Origin of the sequence: Cyanobacterium aponinum PCC 10605, assembly GCF_000317675.1 — a bacterium.
Classification (GTDB): Bacteria; Cyanobacteriota; Cyanobacteriia; order Cyanobacteriales; family Cyanobacteriaceae; genus PCC-10605.
The window spans coordinates 2,233,183-2,251,453 of the sequence record NC_019776.1 but is presented as its reverse complement, the minus strand read 5'-3'; the positions used below and the strand labels follow the sequence as shown (position 1 = coordinate 2,251,453).

Genomic DNA, 18,271 nt, shown 5'->3' with positions numbered 1-18,271 from the left:
ATGTTGGTTAAGCAGGGTATTTTGGTAGCTACCTTCGTTTTATATCCTTTATCTTGTTACGGTGGAGAAAAAGAACCATTTTTTCAATTTTCTGATAGAGAAGTTTTTCTAGTTTCTAGTCTTGATGATTCTTTGTCTTTGGAAGAAGGAATAATTATTAGAAAATTCAATTTTATCGGTAATACTGCTTTTAGTAATCATCAATTAGCGGAGGCTGTTAAACCTTTTACCCAGAGAAAAATTACTTTTACCGAACTTTTAGAGGTAGAAAAGATAATTACTAATTTATATACAGAAAATGGTTATATCAATTCTGGAGCGATTATTAATGCAGGACAAAAGTTTAATCCTCGACAAGCAGTTATTACGGTGGAAATTATCGAGGGTAGTGTTTCTGAAATAAAGGTTGAAGGTTTAAAAAGATTAAGAACGGACTATGTTAAAAATCGTCTGCAAATTGCCACGGCAACTCCTTTTAATGTTAATAGATTATATGAAGCCTTACAGGTTTTACAACTCAATACTTTAATTGCAAATATTTCTGCAGAATTGGTTGCGGGGGTAGTTCCTCAAGAAAGTATTTTATTAGTTAATGTTACTGAAAGTGATTCTTTTAGTTTTATGCCTATCTTTAATAATGGGCGTAGTTCGAGTGTGGGTAGTTTTAGGAGAGGGGTGAGGATTAAAGAAGATAATTTATTTGGTTTTGGAGATGCGATCGATTTTTCTTATTTTAATACCGATGGAAGCAATACTTTTAATGGTAGTTATAGTATTCCAGTGAATAGTTATAACGGAAAGATAGAATTTGCTGGGGGTTTTAATGATACTAGAATAATTCAAGAACCTTTTGATGTGTTAAATATTACAGGAAACTCCGAATATTATGAAATTAGTTTTTATCAGCCTGTGATGGAAAAACCGACCCAAGAATTTGGTTTAGGAGTGACTTTCAGTAAGGAATCTAGTCGTAGTTTTTTAGATGGTGAACCATTTCCCTTTTCTTTAGGGGCTGATATTAAAGGCAATACCGAAGTGAGTGCCATTCGTTTTTTTCAAAATTGGACTATCAGACAACCCCAAGATGTGTTTAACTTGAAGTCAGAATTTAGTTTGGGTATAGAGGCTTTTGGGGCGACAATTAATGAAGAATTACCCGATAGTCGTTTTTTGTCATGGCGTAGTCAGTTGCAGTATGTCAGACAATTAGCACCAGATAGCTTATTTATTTTTCAAACAGATTTACAACTAGCTAATGATAATTTAGTCACCTTAGAGCAGTTTTATCTTGGAGGTTTATACAGTGTTAGGGGTTATCCTCAAGATATTCGAGTGACGGATAATGGTTTATTGCTGACTACAGAGGCATGGTTTCCCATTTTGCGAGTGAAAGATATTTGGCAAAATCAAGATGGTGTTTTACAAATTATTCCTTTTGTTGATTTTGGGGTTGGCTGGAATGTGGGCAAAATTCCCAACCCTTCTCCTAATACCCTTATGGGAGTTGGTTTAGGACTTCAATGGCAGATGGGAAATAATTTTAATGCTCGTATTGATTACGGAATTCCTCTTATTCACATTGAGAGGTCAAAAAATTCTTTGAATGATGAGGGTATTTATTTAAATATAAACGCTAATTTTTAAATTATTGTGATTTTGTTCTTTAAAGCCAGATTTTTGAAATAGTATCTTAAATAATCCTTAATTTTCTCTTATTTATTAGTAATTATTCCCTAAATACATAATCGTTTAAAAAATTAGTTTTTCAAGCAACAAAAAAAATATAATTGCTATAAGATAATAGTTATTAACCAATGTAAGTTTAATGGTTTTCAATATCAACTATGAATGTTTATAAATCGATTAATCATAATTATGTCTTTTCTCGAATAATTTTAAGTACTTTATTAGGGTCAACTATTTTTTCTTTTGGTAACTTGAATGTAGAGGCTAAAAATAGTCTTACTGTATCTGATGAAAATCAAGAACAAATTGACTATTTGAGCAAAAATTTAATCAGTCTTGAAAATACAAATAATTCTATTCAATATCGTAAAGGGGGAAGTAATTCTGATATTCCCTACATCATCACTCCCCGTTACACTTTAATCTCTGATAACACTCCCACTCTACATTGGAATGAAGTTGAAGGGGCAAGTAGTTATTTGGTGAAAATTCAAGGGGGAGATATTAACTGGCAACAGGAAGTTAAGGATACTACTGTTGTTTACTCGGGAGCAGAAATGCTCAAAAGTGGTATAGACTATTTTGTTTCTGTGGAAGCTGATACGGGGGTATCTTCCTTGGATGATAGTGGTGCAAAATTAGGTTTTCGCTTAATTACCTCTGAACAATCAAATTCTTTACAAGATGCGATCGCACCTATTCAAACATCAAATCTTAGTCAAGAGGAAAAAGGGATTAAACTAGCTGAAAAATACCATCAATTAAATTTAAATGCAGATGCGATCGCAATTTTAGAACAATTAAAAGCCGAAGGTAGTAAATCCGCTCAAGTGTATCGTCTTCTTGGTGATACCTATGCTAAAACGGGATTAAACTTACTAGCTGAAGAGAATTATCTTACCGCCATTGAACTAGAATCCGCTAATAATAATTTGGAAAGTGTAACAGAAATCCAAGCCTCTCTTGTGGGAGTAAAAATAATGTTGGGCAAATTAGAAGAAGCCGAGGAGTTAAATCAACAAGCCCAAGCAGGATATAGTAAATTGGGCAATGTCGATAAAGGGCAAGAATTAAACCGCACTCTTACCGCTTTAACTCAAGGCAATAGCGAAAATCCTATCCGCACTCGTGGTAGTAGTCAACAGACTAATTCGGCTCAAAATCAAATCGATCAAGTTGTCACCCCTAATTTTGGCAATGACTGGCCTTAAACTATCTAAGTTTTGCTCAAGTTAACAACTTAGCTTATTATTAACCTGAGTTTTGGATAAGCTGAAAGCATTATCTTGTGGTCAGAAAACCTTATAGCTTCTTAGAAATAAGAATAAAATGGCCTTAACCCGAACTGACGTTAAATAGTTAAGAATTAAAAATTAAGAATTAAGAATTAAAAACCCCTAACTCCTAACTCCTCATCACCTCATCCCCCCATCCCCTAACACCTGCAACCTGAAACCTGACACCTATCCTTTTTCGATATTCTTAAACCGAACTGAGGTTATTATTACTAAGCACTTATCCAATGTATAAACACCGTCACTATCACTGGACTATATTTTCGGGGAGATTATGGCTAAATTCCCTTGCTATTGTAGGATTAACGGGATTATTGACTTCCAATCAAATTGATGCTCAAGTAATACCCGATCGCACTCTTGGTAAGGAAAGTTCCATTGTTACCCCGAATCTTACTATTAATGGGATTCCCAGTGAGCGAATAGATGGCGGTGCTGTTAGGAATACAAACTTATTTCATAGTTTTCAAGAATTTAATATTGGTAACGGTAGAGGGGTTTACTTTAACAATCCTGCTGGTATAGAAAATATTTTTACCAGAATAACAGGGCAAAATGTATCAAAAATATTAGGAACTTTGGGAGTATTAGGTAACAGTAATCTTTTTTTGCTCAATCCTAACGGTATTATATTTGGTCCTAATGCCACACTGGACTTAAAAGGCTCATTTATCGGTAGTACGGCTGATAGTGTTGTGTTTGGAAATGGGGTGAAATTTAGTGCCACAAATCCTGAAAATATACCCTTACTCACCATTGGCATTCCCATTGGATTGGAATTTCGCGCTAACTCTGGAGAAATTTCCGTTCAAGGAGAAGGAAGTAACCTGTTTTTAGATTTTTCTAACGGTTCTATAGTACCAGATCAAAGAAATGCGGGACTAGAAGTGTCCACAGGCAAAACCCTAGGTTTATTAGGCTCAAAAATAAATATTACAGGAGGTAACTTAACCGCAGACTCAGGTACGATCGAACTTTGGTCAGTAATTGACGGTAATTTAAGGCTTACTTTTAATGATCAATCCTTAAGAGTTAATAGTAATGCTGTTTCTCAATATGGAGACATTGAACTAATAAATAATGCCTCTGTTTACTTAAGCGGAACAAGTTCAGGGGGGATTAATGTCAATAGTCAAAATTTAACATTAAAAAATGGTTCTTCTTTTGTCACTTTAACTACGGGACAAACAAAAGGGGAAGATTTGAATTTTAAGATTGTCGATTCCGTTTTATTAACTGGTTCATCTCCTAACCAATTACCGAGTGGCTTCTATACTCAAACTTTTGGTGCTGGTAGTGCCGGAAATTTAACCCTTGAAACGGGAAACCTAACCCTCGGAGGTGCTTTAATTTCTGCAAGTACTTTTGGCGAGGGGAATGCAGGACAATTAAGAATATTAGCCAGAGATTCTATTAATTTAATTGATGATGGTTTTGGTGTTACTTTTATCGTAGCTGACTCAGAATCATCGGGTAACGGTGGCAACGTTTTCATTGAAACAAAAAATTTAACTTTAGTAAATGGGGCTCAAATATCAGTAAGTGCTTTTGGTAGTGGAAACAGTGGAAAACTGGACGTTAAAGCATCAGACACCATTCAAATTATCGGTGAAGGACAAGCATTTCCTTCAGGATTATTTGCCCAAGCTATTCGTGCTGGTAATGGAGGGGATTTAACGGTTAAAACAGGGCGTTTGCTTATTCGAGATGGAGGTTTAATCTCCGTTGGCACTCAAGGCAGTGGTAAGGGGGGACAATTAACCATTGATGCTTCTGAGTCTGTCGAATTAACTGGTACAAGAATTATTGGTGTTGGTTCTCGTTTAATTTCAGGTACGGTGGGAACTGGCAATAGTGGTAATATTATTGTTAATACCAAAGATTTAAGAATTTTAAATGGTGCGGAAATTTCTGTCAGTAGTGTTTTTGGCACATTTGTAGGGCAAGGAACACCGGGTAACTTACAAATCAATGCTAATTCTATTTTTCTCAACAATCAGGGACAAATTACCGCAGAAAGTGGTTCAGGAGAAGGGGGTAATATCAACCTACAAGCGAAAGAAAGACTAGAATTGCGTAACAATAGTCAAATTTCTGCCACCGCAGGTACAGAAGGAGGAGGAGGAAACGGGGGTAATATTTTTATCGATTCTCCTTTTATTATTGCTCCTCCCAATGGAGATAGTGATATTACCGCTAATGCTTTTGAGGGGCAAGGGGGAAATATTATTGTTAATAGTCAGGGAATTTTTGGAATTGAGTTTAGAGAAAATCAAACCCCAAAAAGTGACATTACCGCTAGTTCTCAATTTGGACGCTCTGGAAATGTGGAAATTAGCACTCCTAATGTTAATCCTAGTCAAGGTTTAGTGGAATTGGTGAAAAATCCTGTTAATCCTGCTGATTTAGTTGAAGTGAATGCTTGTAGTAAGGGGCAAGAAAGCGAATTTATTATTACAGGGCGTGGTGGTTTGCCTCCTAATCCTGCATCAATTTTAAACGGTGATTTACTGTTGCCAGACTTTGGTATAACAAATAATTCTCTAGCTCAACAAACTAAAGTTACTTCTGTTGCTTCTAAAACACCCGCTCAAGGATGGCGAATGGTGGGAGAAAATGAGATGGTTTTAACGGCTAATACTCCTAGTAATAATTTAATTGAAAAAGGAATTAACCATTATGAAAACGGTCAATTTCAAGAAGCTATTACAAAGTGGCAAGAAGCCTTAAAAGAATTTGAAGAAGATAGTTTAACTCAGTCTATTATTTTTAATAACATTGCGATCGCACTTACACAATTAGGGGAATGGGAAAAAGCAGAGGAAACAGTTAAAACCAGTCAGGAAATCTTAAATAAGATATCTAATAATAGTCAATTAAAACAGTCTATACAGGCTCAATTTTTTAATAACCTAGCCATAATAGAATTAGCCAGAGGTGATGGGTTACAAGCCCTAAAATACTGGCAATCTGCTACTCAAATTTATGAGCAAATAGGTGATCAAAAAGGAGTTATTCGCAGTTTAATTAATCAGAGTAAAGCCTTAAAATATTTGGGTTTAAATCTCCAAGCGAAACAATTATTACAAGAAATTAATACAAATTTGGAACTAATTTCCGATCCTTTATTAAAGGTTGCTGGAGGGAAAAATTATGGGGATGTTTTGCGTTTGCTGGGTGATTTTTCTCAATCAGAACAGGTATTAGAAAAAAGTCTTGCGATCGCGCAGCGCCTCAGCTTTGCTGAGAACGCACAAGAAAACTTATTACCCAATTATGTAAATCAAATTCAACTAAGTTTAGGAAATACTTATTTTGCCCAAAATAACATCACTAAAGCCCTTGAATATTATCAAGAAACAGATACTAATAGTCCCTTTTTAAATTTAGAAATTCAAAGTCAACTCAATAAATTAAAACTTTTAATACAACGAAGAAGATTCTTTTCTTTGAAAAATTTACTTCCAGAAATTTATAATAAAATTAATAATTTACCTCCTAGTAATACCAGTATTTATGCACAAATTAACTTCGTTAATAGCCTTGATAACCTAGCTAAAATAACTTCTGAATATCAAGATTTTGATAAAATTTTAATCTTAGAAAATGCTTTAAAACAAGCCCAAAAAATTGGAGATAAAAGAGCAGAAGCCTATGTTTTAACATATCTAGGGGAGCAATATGAACAGCAAAAACAATGGACACAAGCAGAAAATATAACCAAATCTGCACTTATTATCACTGGACAAATTCAAGGAGATGACATAGCCTATCTAGCTCAATGGCAATTAGCAAGAATACTCAAAGCCAAAGGAGATAAACAAGGGGCAATAACTGCTTATAATCTAGCTTTTGATACTCTAAAAGACTTACGCAACGATTTAGTAACCGTTAACCGAGAAGTACAATTTTCTTTTCGGGAAAGTGTTGAACCTATTTACAGAGAGTTAGTCGCCTTATTATTAGAGGGAGATATTTCCCAAAGCAATTTAATTCAAGCTAGAGAGATTATGGAGTCTTTACAATTAGCTGAATTGGATAATTTCTTTAAGGACACCTGCTCTACGACAAAACCAGTTCAAGTTGATCAAATTGATCCTACCACTGCGGTTATTTATCCTATCATACTGCGCGATCGCCTCGATGTCATTGTGTCTTTACCGGGACAACCCCTGATTCATTACTCAACCCCTTTAAATCAAGATAAAGTAAGACAAATAGTCACCAATTTACAAAAAGCCTTATATGAAGACCCCCTTCAAACTGGACGTATTACAAACAACTATCAAGAAGACGCTCAAACCTTATATCAATCTCTAATTCAGCCCATAGAAACCAAACTGCAATCCAATCAAATCAAAAATCTTACGTTTGTCTTAGATGGTATATTAAGAAATATTCCTATGGCAATCCTCTACGATGGAGAAAAATATCTACTCGAAAAATATTCGATCGCACTTACTCCGGGATTACAAATTTTAGATCCTCAACCTTTTCAACGAAGCCAATTAAGAGCTTTAACCGCAGGTTTAACCGAAGCCCGTCAGAATTTTAGCGCCCTTCCCAACGTCAAAATAGAATTGACAGAAATTGAAAATGAAATAAATTCGAAGGTTCTTCTCAATCAAGAATTCACCAAGACTAATTTAGAAAAATTAATTCAAAATAATAATTTCCCTATCCTTCATTTAGCAACTCATGGTCAATTTAGCTCTAATATCGAAGACACATTTATCTTAACTTGGGATGAATCTATAAACACAAAAGAATTAGATCGTATTTTAAGCCGAGACTTTGCTTCCGACTCATCACCCTTAGAATTATTAGTTTTAAGTGCTTGTCAAACCGCTACAGGAGACGAAAGAGCGGCATTAGGTTTAGCCGGAATTGCTGTTAGGGCAGGAGCTAGAAGCACTCTGGCAACCTTATGGTTAGTAGATGATAGAGCAACCACCGAACTGATGGTTAAATTTTATCAGGAGTTAGCCCGAACAGAAGTAACAAAAGCCGAAGCATTACGCCAAGCCCAATTGTCTTTATTAAAAGACGGTAAACATCAGCATCCCTTCTTTTGGGCTCCATTTGTTTTAGTGGGTAATTGGTTGTAATAAAAAGGGCAAGGGGCAAAAACGAATAGTGAATAGTAAATAGTGAATAGTTGATAACTACTCGTTATATCAAATCCGCTTAATTGCACATGGTATAATCAAGAGGATGTATATTTGTTGTCGTAGATTTTGACCAATGCCTTCAAGAATCAAAATTGAACCCCATTTAAGTTTACAAGAATTAGAACAAGGGTATCGAAAAGCCAAACAAGGGATTGAAAAAATTCACTACCAAGTGATTTGGTTATTAGCACAAGGGAAACGAACCTCTTATGTTTCCCACGTTACAGGATATAGCTTAAGTTGGATTTACGAACTTGTTCGTAGTTATAATCGTTCGGGTGCAAAAATGTTGGGGGATCAAAGACAACATAATCGGGGTAGAAAACCGTTATTAGACGATCAACAATTAGCTCTGCTATATCAAAGATTACAATCACCCCCCGATGATCAAGGACTTTGGAATGGTGTCAAAGTCGCAAAATGGCTCACTCAACTTCTAGATCGTACTATTTCTCCTCAAAGAGGATGGGAATATCTTAAAGGATTAGAATATCGTCTCCGATGTCCTCGTCCAAATCATCAAAATTCTAGCTGCCTTGAACAAAATGAATGGAAAAATCAACTAGCAGAAAAAAAAAAAAGATTCAACAAGAATATCCCGACGCGGACGTTCAAGTGTGGGCTGAGGATGAGCATCGTTTAGGACTCAAACCAGTATTGAGAAGAGTATGGGTAGAAAAAGGTTATCAACCGATAGCTACGGTCAATTGGCGTTTTCAATGGTTGTGGTTATATGGCTTTGTGGAACCAAATACAGGAGAGACATATTGGTGGCTACTACCATATGTAAATACTGAATTGTTTAATCGAGTCTTAAAAGATTTTGCACAGCACTATGAAATAGGTAAAAACAAAAGGGTGATTTTAGCAATGGATCAAGCTGGTTGGCATCCGATTAAAGAAACGACGGAAATACCAGAGGGAATCCACGTTATGCTGATGCCTTCTCACTCTCCAGAATTACAACCGGCAGAACGTTTGTGGCCATTAATAAATGAGGCCATCGCTAATAGGACATTTAAAAATTTAGAAGAGTTAGAAGAGGTAGTTATTAGTAGATGCAAAAAAATTATGGAAGAAAAAGAAATAGTTAAAGGAATAGCCAATTTTTATTGGTGGCCTAATTAATATCTTTTAGTGTGGCTAATTAAACGGATTTGATATTACTCGTTACTCGTTACTCATTACTTTCTTCTGAAACCTGAAACCCTGTAGGGGCGAATGGCCATTCGCCCCTACGTCTTCCTCTCCCCTCATGCCCTCATCACCGTAAGGGTTGAATATATTCAACCCCTACCCCCCTTATCCAAATATTGTTAAGCCAAACTAAGGTTTAGTTAGTTGGTAAGATACCCAGTTTAACAGCCACGCTTAAATCTTGATCATCTCGACGTAAATTTAAAGTTAACTCTGAGCCAACTTTTCTGGATTCCACAATTTTTTGTACTTGAGTAGAATCTTGAATTTTTTCTCCTTCTACTCCTTGGATAACATCCCCTGATTTTAAACCTGCTTGAGCCGCAGGAGAGTTGGGCATAACATTAACAATTAAAACCCCTTCTTCATCAACTAAATTCGGTTTATTCATTTCCTGTAATCGCTCTTTGGTTTGTTCATTGAGAGAAACCATACTAATACCGATATAAGGATGTTCTACTTTACCATCAGCAATTAAGGTTTGGGCAATTTGTGCCGCCCGATTGATAGGAATTGCAAATCCCAATCCCTGAGCATTTTGAATAATGGCGGTGTTGATGCCAATTACTTCTCCGTTTGCATTTAAAAGAGGACCTCCTGAATTACCGGGGTTAATAGCCGCATCTGTTTGAATAAAGTCTAAACGCTTATCTCCCACGCCAATCTCAGAACTCGATCGCCCCGTAGCACTAATAATACCAGTAGTTACAGTATTATCCAAACCCAAAGGATTCCCAATTGCGATCGCCCATTCTCCGATTACCAAATCATCAGAATTACCTATTTCTAAAACGGGCAGATTTTCTGCGTTAATTTGAATGACGGCTAAATCAGTAAGAGGATCAGATCCTAACACTTTACCTTCAAAAACTCGACCATCTTTTAGATTAACAGTTACTTCTGTCGCTCCATCAACTACGTGAGCATTAGTCAAAATTTTACCATCTTCACTGATAATAAAACCAGATCCTGTACCTCTTTGAATTTGCTCATCAGGAATTTGAGGGACGCGATCGCCAAAAAACTGACGGAAAAAAGGATCATTAAACATCGGTGGAACATTAGTTGCAACCTTACGAGAAGCGTTAATTCTGACAACTCCAGGACCAACTTCCCGTACAACTTGAGACACGAAATTAAGGTTGTCATTATTGGGCAATGCACTGACGGTAGAATCATCATTATAAACTTTATCTTCTTTGAGAAGACTATTCTCGCCATCTCTTGTAAAGGCAAATAATTGAGGGGTATTAACTAAATAGTTAGTTCCCACTCCTATACCCGCACCTAATAATAGTAAAGATGCACCTGTTGTTAATCTTTGAATAAATTTATTAACCATAACAGCTCAAACCTCTCTAAAAATAATACAAAATATAAAAATAATTAATTACTAGACTGAAAAGAAAATAAGATAAAAATAATTGCTACACAAATAGATTAATCACACGAACAAAAAAATAAAAAAAGTCAGGGATTAAAGGTGCGAAGGAGCTAAAGAGGAAAACCTATCTTTCTCCCTGACACTTAATACTATAAACAACCGATATGACTTTGATGTGAACCTAAGATGAAATTTTAGTGACATTTAGCCGCCGCATTAACTAACTCATTGGCTACTTTAATAGAATAGGGTTTTATCAGCCACCAAATAAAAGGAGATAGCCACCCTCGGAGGGTAATAGAATAAGCAATATAACTACCGCATAAAGTGGACTCAATTTGATAAGTTATTCTTTGCTCAATACCCGGAATCGCCAGTAAACGAATACTCAACAATTCTCTAGGGCGGACACTTTCTACAAAAGCACGAATAGGAAAAGGAGTCAAACGGGTGACGACAGAAAAAATTAACCCCGGTTTAGGAATTAAGCCCTTAGGTAAATTTGTTTGGGAAAAAAGAGGATGCCATGACATATCTGCTAAATTAATTAATTTTCCCCACACCATATCCACTGGAACACTAGAAGCGACTCGATAGGTTTTATACAGGGAACATTTACATAATAATTTGCCACCTTCTGTCAATAATTTAAAAGAAAAATTTAAAATCATGGTCTTCACGGATTGACGAATACTTGGTGGAAAAATCTTTTATATAGATCACACCATTATCTATGATAACCACTAATAAATAATGTGAACTACCCAACACCAAATTCTAAAATAATAGAGTGTTCTATATGTTTTACAATAATTCTATAAATTGGAAAATGACAAGGATTTACTGATTTTGACCAAAGGAGTTTTAAAACCTTCGTGAGATTGAGAGTCTTGGATGTATATGTGTAAATATTTTAACTTAATGTCGAAAGAAGTCCCACGCCTAGTTTTCCACAAAAAAGACAGTTAAACAGGCGTATGGATGAATTTCGACCAGTAAATGAAATCGACCGTAGGGAATCCACACAAAATGAAAAATCTATGTTAGAATCTATTTATCAATAACCTAGTTTCTGATAATGCTAAAAGTAGTCAAAGTAAGATTATATCCTACAAATCCACAGAAAGAATCGTTAGCTAAGGCTTTTGGTTCTTGCCGTTGGTTGTGGAATCATTTTCATGCTTTGACTAATGAAACATACAAGCAAACAGGTAAAGGGTTATCTCGTTATGACTTGCAAAAGCAATTACCTTCTCTCAAGAAAGAATATGAATGGCTAACAGAAACATACTCCCAATGTTTACAAGTGGTTTGTCTCAATCTAAGTCGTTCTTTTATCAACTTTTTTGAGAAACGGGCTTCTTTTCCTAGATTCAAGTCTAAGCATGGTAAGCAGTCTCTTAGCTATCCTCAAAATGTCAAAATCAAAGGAGATATAATTATTTTTCCGAAGTTAGGAGAGATTTATGCTAAGATTCATCGTTCTATAGATGGTGAAATCAAGACTGTAACTATCTCTAAAAATAAAGCGGAGCAGTATTATGCGTCTATTTTATTTGAAGATGGAAAAGAACAACCATTACCAAACACTGAAGGTAAAGCAATCGGGTTGGATATGGGGATAAAAGATTTTTGTGTCACCAGTGATGGTTCTAAGTTTGATAACCCTAGATGGTTAGCTCGTCATGAACGCAACTTAAAAAATAAACAGAAAGATTTATCTCGTAAACAAAAAGGCTCAAATAACCGTAATAAAGCCCGAATCAAAGTAGCAAAGGTTCATAATAAAATATCTCGCACTCGTGAGGATTTTCACCATAAACTATCACGCAGGATAGTAAACGAAAACCAAGTTGTAATATGTGAGAATCTAAACATCAAAGGGATGGTAAAAAACCATTGTCTAGCTAAGTCAATACAACAGGTAGGTTGGGGACAATTTCAGACAATGCTCAAGTATAAATGTGAACAAGAAGGTAAGATTTATCTTGAAATAGATAGATTTTTTCCTAGTTCCAAAACTTGTAATCATTGTTTGAATATTGTAGATAGCTTACCTTTAGATATTAGACAGTGGGAATGTCCTAGATGTAAAACCAAACACGACAGGGATATGAACGCATCATGTAATATCAGGGATGAAGGACTGCGAATATTGTCGTTAGGAACTAGCGAGTCAGCATCTTGCCCAGATGTAAGACCTAGTAAGGGTGGACGTAAGAAAGCCACTACTAGGCTATCTGTTGGAGATGAAGCCCACACCATAAATCTTTGATTTTGGTGTTGGGTAGTTCACGAATTATCAACATAATTTAATCTTAGAGGCAGTGAGCGAAAAATAACGGTTTTTTGTAGAATAACAACATTATCCTCCCTAGTAATTAGATTTCAAGAGAGAAAACGGTTGATAAGTTTTTTGATGATTCGCTTATAATAATCTGTGGCTATTATATTCTTTACTATGATATTAATAATATTTTTTTTGCACTAAATATGAAGCTATTAAGGTATTTTTTTCTCAAGCAATTAAGTTTTTTTTTCTGGTTAACTTTATTATTTAATCCTCATATTAGTGTTGCTCAGGAAATAAAAAAACCCAATCCTTTAACTACAAATTTTAGTAGTGATTTAATTCCTAGTATTGACAGAGAAATTACCCCATTTGAGAAAAAAAGAATTAGAAATAGAATTGATGAGTTAAATAATTTAGCTGGTGCAGAATTATCTCAAGGTAATGATGATGATGCCTTTTCTGCGTGGTATGAAGCTATTAATTTAAGTAGATATTTGGGCATAGAAGCTGAGATAAAAATGATTAATCAGGTGGGTAAAGTAGCTTGGGATAAAAGTAGAAATCAAGATATTAATTTTCTCACAGAACGATTAAATATAATTGAAAGTCAAGCCACAGAAAATAAAGAATTAGATGAGGATTTTTTGGCTATTTTAATTGATGCCCATGAAGTTTTGCACAATATAGATCAGTCTATTACTCTCAATCAAAGTAATTTAGAAATTGCCCGTAACAATAATGATACTGATCAAATTAAGTCAAGTTTGGAAAAGTTAGGAAATCTTTATCTTGCCAAGTTCGACTATTACAGTGCTGAACCCATTTTTAAGGAACTTTTAGAAATTGCCCGTCAAAATGAGGACTATTTAGGAGAAGGTATTTATTTACGGAAGTTAGCTGAAATAAGTCAGGCTTTAGTTAATCCTGCTAATTCTGTTAAATATAAAGAGGAATTAGTGGAAAATGGTTTACAAAATCAAAATTTAGCTTCTTTAGCTATGTTAAAAATTGCCATTGGCGATGATTATAAAAGTTTAAATGACCCTCAATCTGCTAGTCAATCTTATCAAGAAGCCTTTAACACTGCTTGGAGTAATCAACAATATGCGATCGCAGGAGATGCTCTTAAGAAACTAGGAAAACTATATCAAGAATATGAGCAATGGGATTCGGCACTGCAAATCTATCAAGAATTAATCAAGATAGAACAACAGTCTTATAATCTTTATGGTTTAATGAATACTTATGATTATATGGCAATAATTTATCAACAAAAAGAAGAAGAAAATCAAGCACTTCAATACTGGCAAAAAGCCTTAGAAATTGCCCGTCATCTTAATTATAAAGAAGATTATTTTTTCAATAAAATTAGTCGTGTTAATGAGGAATAAGTTAGAGATTCGTTTATTGGGGTATTGAGAAGAAACAAGTAACGAGTTGAGAGTTAGAAGCTACTAATTGTCAAATATTTAGTTGTGCCTTTTGCTTTTGCTTCCTCAAAACACTTTTCAGCACCCTTTAAATTGGTAAAAAATTCTTGATAATAGTTAATAATTGATTAGAAATAATCGGTTTGCTTAAATAATCATCCATACCTAATTGTAAACACTTTTCTCTTTCTCCTTTGACTGTTCCTGCGGTGAGAGCGATAATAGGAGTATGGGTATTTGTCTCTTTTTCTTTTGCTCGAATCATGGAAGTTGCTTCATATCCGCTAAGTAGAGGCATTTGTAAATCCATTAAAATTAAATCGGGTTGGATTTCTATAAATTTTGCAACGGCTTCTTCCCCGTTTTTGGCTTTAATAATTTTGGCTTGAGGTAATATTTTTGTAATCATGGCTTTGGCAAGAGTTAAGTTAACTCGATTATCCTCTGCAATCAAAATTGTGATGTGAGAGTAACTTGGTTGTGAGATTGTATTCGATTCTATGGGAATAACGGGGGTATTCGCTTTTATTTTTAGTTGTGAGAGAGCGGTAAAAAGTCTATTTAAAGTAATAGGTTTGCTTTGCTGACTCTGAATTCCTAATTCTTTACAGGCTTGATGAATAAAACTATCTTCTGGGGTACTATGGAGAAGAATAATGGGTAATTCTTCGGGAGAGATAAAGAGTTTTTGTCTAATGTGGCGAATTAGTTCAATTCCATCCATGTCAGGCATTTCGTAGTCAACTATGGCGGCTTGATATGTATTACTTTTTGTCAGTTTTTTAATTGCGATCGCACTTTCGTTGACAATATCAGAGTTAATATTTTTCAGAGCCAACATATCTTGAAGAATACAACTATTATTAAAATTATCATCAACAAGTAAAACTTTGTTAATACTCTCTAAACCCTGATAATGGATTATTTCTCCCGCTTCGGTGATAAGATTAAGAGTAAAGAAGAAAGTGCTACCTTTACCTAATTCGCTGGTAAGATTGAGCTTACTACCCATTAAATTAAGTAGTTTGCTAGAAATAGTTAAGCCTAAACCTGTACCACCATATTTACGGGTTGTGGATTCATCTTCTTGAGTAAAAGCCTGAAAAATAATGTCTTGCTTTTGAGGAGAAATACCAATACCAGTATCTCTAACGGAAAAAAGTATAGTGGATTTTTCGTCTTTAGAAGGTAGTAGTTTGATATTTAATTCAATCTCTCCTTTATTCGTGAATTTAGTGGCATTTCCTAGAAGATTAATTAAAATTTGTTTTAGTCTAATCTCATCGGTATAAGCAAAACGGGGCAAATCAGGACTAACATTCAATAATAGTTCAATGTTATGGTTATCTGTGATTTTGTAGCGAATTAAATCAGTGACTTGGGTTGCTAATTCCCATAAATCAACTTTTTCATAACTAATTTCGAGTTTCCCTGCTTCAATTTTAGAAAAATCAAGAATATCATTGATTAACTCTAATAATAGATTTCCCGATTGGTGAACTAATTTTAAATATTTTTTTTGAGTAAAGTTAAGGGAAGTTTGCAAAAGTAGTTCAGAAAAACCAATAACTCCGTTAAGAGGAGTGCGAATTTCATGACTCATATTCGCCAAAAATTCTGATTTTGCCTTACTTCCCGCTTCAGCTTTTTCTCTTGCTTGTTGTAAATTTGCTTCTAATCGATTTCTATCAATGGCACTGGCTATACTATCAGCAAAACTAGATAATAAAGCAACTTCTCCTTCTGTCCATAATTTTTCTTGATGGCAACAACTAAAACCAATCATAGCAATGGCAATATTATTATTCATGATGGGAATATAAACTAATCCCTGAATATCCATTTTTAATAATTCTTGTTTGAAGGGAATATTATCGTCTATGTGTTTGGTAAGAATTTGAAAGGTTTTACCGGCTAAAACATTCTCGGCGGCGGGGGAAAAGGCGGAGGAAGGAATATTCTGTAGGAAAGGATTTTTGATAGTCGGTTGTTTGCCGTCACCATAGCATTCATATTCTTGACTGAAAAATATTTCTGTTGCTTCATGGCGAATACTAATATAGTAAGACTTGTCGGCTTCTATTGCTTTAAGAATAATTGATAAGGATTTATAGATTGCTTGGTTAATATTTTTATTAGATAGCAACTCTTTTGTAGCTTGTGCGATCGCAACTAAGACTTTTTCTTTCTGATATAAAATTTGATTGGTGTTTTTTAATTCATTTTCAAAGGTTTTTTCTGAGGTAATATCTCTGACAATTCCTTCTATTCTGTAAGGAATTCTTTTGTCATCATAAATATATCTAGCTTTATTGTTAATCCATTTAACTTGCCCTTGAGTGGTAATAATACGATATTGTGCTGAAAAACAACCATAATTTGACAAGTCTTGCCACATTTTCCCAAGCATGGGTTTATCTTCGGGATGAATAAATTTTTCCCACAGAGAATTATCTGTTATCCATTCTTCATAAGGCAAACCATATATATCTTCTACACATCGACTAACAAAAAGGGTTTTTAACTCTGGATAACTCATCGCCCATACTACTTCGCTTAAAGATTCTAAAATTGTCCGAATCTCATTTTTTGTTTCTCTTAATTCATCCTGAGCATTTTTGTAGTCTGTAATATCAACTTGTGTGCCAAACCAAAACCAATCACCATTTCTATCTTTTTGGGGCTGTGATTGAACCTGCATCCAGCGAGTTTTATCATTGACAACTACTCTCGCTATATGATTGAAAGATGACTTAGATGCGATCGCTTTTTCACTTTTCTTGAGAAATAAATCTCGATCATCAGCATGAATTATGTTAATAGCGCAAGAAGCATCTTTTAAAACATCTTCCGCTTTCAAACCATTTAAAGCACACCAAACAGGGCTAACATAGGTAAAACTGGAATCTTGGGCTAACTTATAAATGCCGATGGGAATAAAAGAAATTAACTGATTATACTCCCTTGTTTTTTCTTGTAATGCAATCTGACTTCGTTTTTGTTGATCAATATCTTGTATTGAACCATATATTCTCACACACTTACCCTCTTGAAACTCAGGTTGAATAATTGCCCTAACCCAAATCTCTTTACCCTTTGCTGTAACTAAAATTGCCTCTAAAAATCCCGTTTTACCCTCATTAATGGCTTGATTAACCACTTTAATAACATAGTCTCTATTTTTCCCTTGCTTATAAAAATTAATACCTTCTTCTAAAGAAGGTTGAGAGTCAAGGGGAATTTCATGAATTATTTTCGTCATCTCAGTCCAATAATTTTCTCCAGTCAACAGATTGACTTCCCAGCCTCCAACTCTGGCTAGTCGATTGGTTTCTGTGAGTAATTCTTTTGTTTTAATTAATTCAAACTCTCTTGTCTTCTTTTCTGTTATATCCCTTGCCGTTGCATAAATTAAGCCATCTTGACGATAGGCATTCCAATGTAGATAAATATAGTTACCTTGAGAATGACGATAGCGATTTTCAAAATTGATTAATTTCCCCTGATTTATAAGTTGTTGATTTGCTTCAAGAGTCTTAGCAACATCATCGGGATGAATAAAATTAAGATAGGAAAAACTCTCTAAAACATCTAATGAGTAACCCAAAATATCTTCCCAAGCCTTACTCACTTTAACAAAATTACCTTGTAAGTCAGCAACACATAATAAATCTAAAGATAGAGAAAAAAAGTTATCTAAATGAATTTTTTGCTTTCGAGTATCTCTTTCCCTATGAGGTTTAAATTTATTTTCCGTCATTCTCTTTGCCCATATCAAAAAAATTGATCTTTATAAGTTCACATTGAGTCTAAGA

At 34.7% G+C, this 18,271-nt stretch carries 8 protein-coding genes and 1 pseudogene; 6 read left to right on the top strand and 3 right to left on the bottom strand.

What is annotated here, in order from left to right; genetic code table 11:
• The 4 genes and pseudogenes from CYAN10605_RS09375 to CYAN10605_RS18370 all read left to right on the top strand — a co-directional run bounded on the left by CYAN10605_RS09375 (position 1) and on the right by CYAN10605_RS18370 (position 9,280).
• Positions 1-1,644 (top strand): ShlB/FhaC/HecB family hemolysin secretion/activation protein, encoded by a 1,644-nt coding sequence (locus CYAN10605_RS09375; protein WP_015219703.1) that lies wholly within the window; start codon positions 1-3, stop codon positions 1,642-1,644.
• Between the two features lie 200 nt (positions 1,645-1,844).
• Positions 1,845-2,897 (top strand): tetratricopeptide repeat protein, encoded by a 1,053-nt coding sequence (locus CYAN10605_RS09370; RefSeq protein ID WP_015219702.1) that lies wholly within the window; start codon positions 1,845-1,847, stop codon positions 2,895-2,897.
• 311 nt (positions 2,898-3,208) lie between these two features.
• On the top strand, positions 3,209-8,089 hold the full coding sequence (locus tag CYAN10605_RS17835; RefSeq protein ID WP_015219701.1) for a CHAT domain-containing protein: 4,881 nt from the start codon (positions 3,209-3,211) through the stop codon (positions 8,087-8,089).
• A 136-nt stretch (positions 8,090-8,225) separates the two neighbouring features.
• Positions 8,226-9,280, top strand: a pseudogene (locus tag CYAN10605_RS18370) (IS630 family transposase).
• 205 nt (positions 9,281-9,485) lie between these two features.
• On the opposite strand, the gene CYAN10605_RS09350 reads toward CYAN10605_RS18370, so the two are convergent.
• Both CYAN10605_RS09350 and CYAN10605_RS09345 read right to left on the bottom strand, forming a co-directional pair.
• Positions 9,486-10,691 (bottom strand): HhoA/HhoB/HtrA family serine endopeptidase, encoded by a 1,206-nt coding sequence (locus CYAN10605_RS09350; RefSeq protein WP_015219700.1) that lies wholly within the window; start codon positions 10,689-10,691, stop codon positions 9,486-9,488.
• A gap of 236 nt (positions 10,692-10,927) precedes the next feature.
• The gene (locus CYAN10605_RS09345) at positions 10,928-11,404 is read right to left on the bottom strand and encodes a hypothetical protein (RefSeq protein WP_015219699.1); all 477 of its coding nucleotides are present in this window, start codon (positions 11,402-11,404) and stop codon (positions 10,928-10,930) included.
• A 407-nt stretch (positions 11,405-11,811) separates the two neighbouring features.
• Here CYAN10605_RS09345 and CYAN10605_RS09340 point away from each other — a divergent pair, with 407 nt between their 5' ends.
• Both CYAN10605_RS09340 and CYAN10605_RS09335 read left to right on the top strand, forming a co-directional pair.
• Positions 11,812-13,008: an RNA-guided endonuclease InsQ/TnpB family protein gene (locus CYAN10605_RS09340; protein WP_015219698.1), complete on the top strand. Its 1,197-nt coding sequence runs from the start codon at positions 11,812-11,814 to the stop codon at positions 13,006-13,008.
• 218 nt (positions 13,009-13,226) lie between these two features.
• Entirely contained in the window at positions 13,227-14,417 is a 1,191-nt protein-coding gene (locus CYAN10605_RS09335) for a tetratricopeptide repeat protein (protein WP_015219697.1), read from the top strand.
• Positions 14,418-14,544: 127 nt separating this feature from the next.
• Here CYAN10605_RS09335 and CYAN10605_RS17830 read toward each other — a convergent pair whose 3' ends face one another.
• Positions 14,545-18,216, bottom strand: coding sequence for a PAS domain-containing hybrid sensor histidine kinase/response regulator (locus tag CYAN10605_RS17830; RefSeq protein ID WP_015219696.1), 3,672 nt, complete (start codon positions 18,214-18,216; stop codon positions 14,545-14,547).
• Positions 18,217-18,271 lie beyond the last annotated feature (55 nt).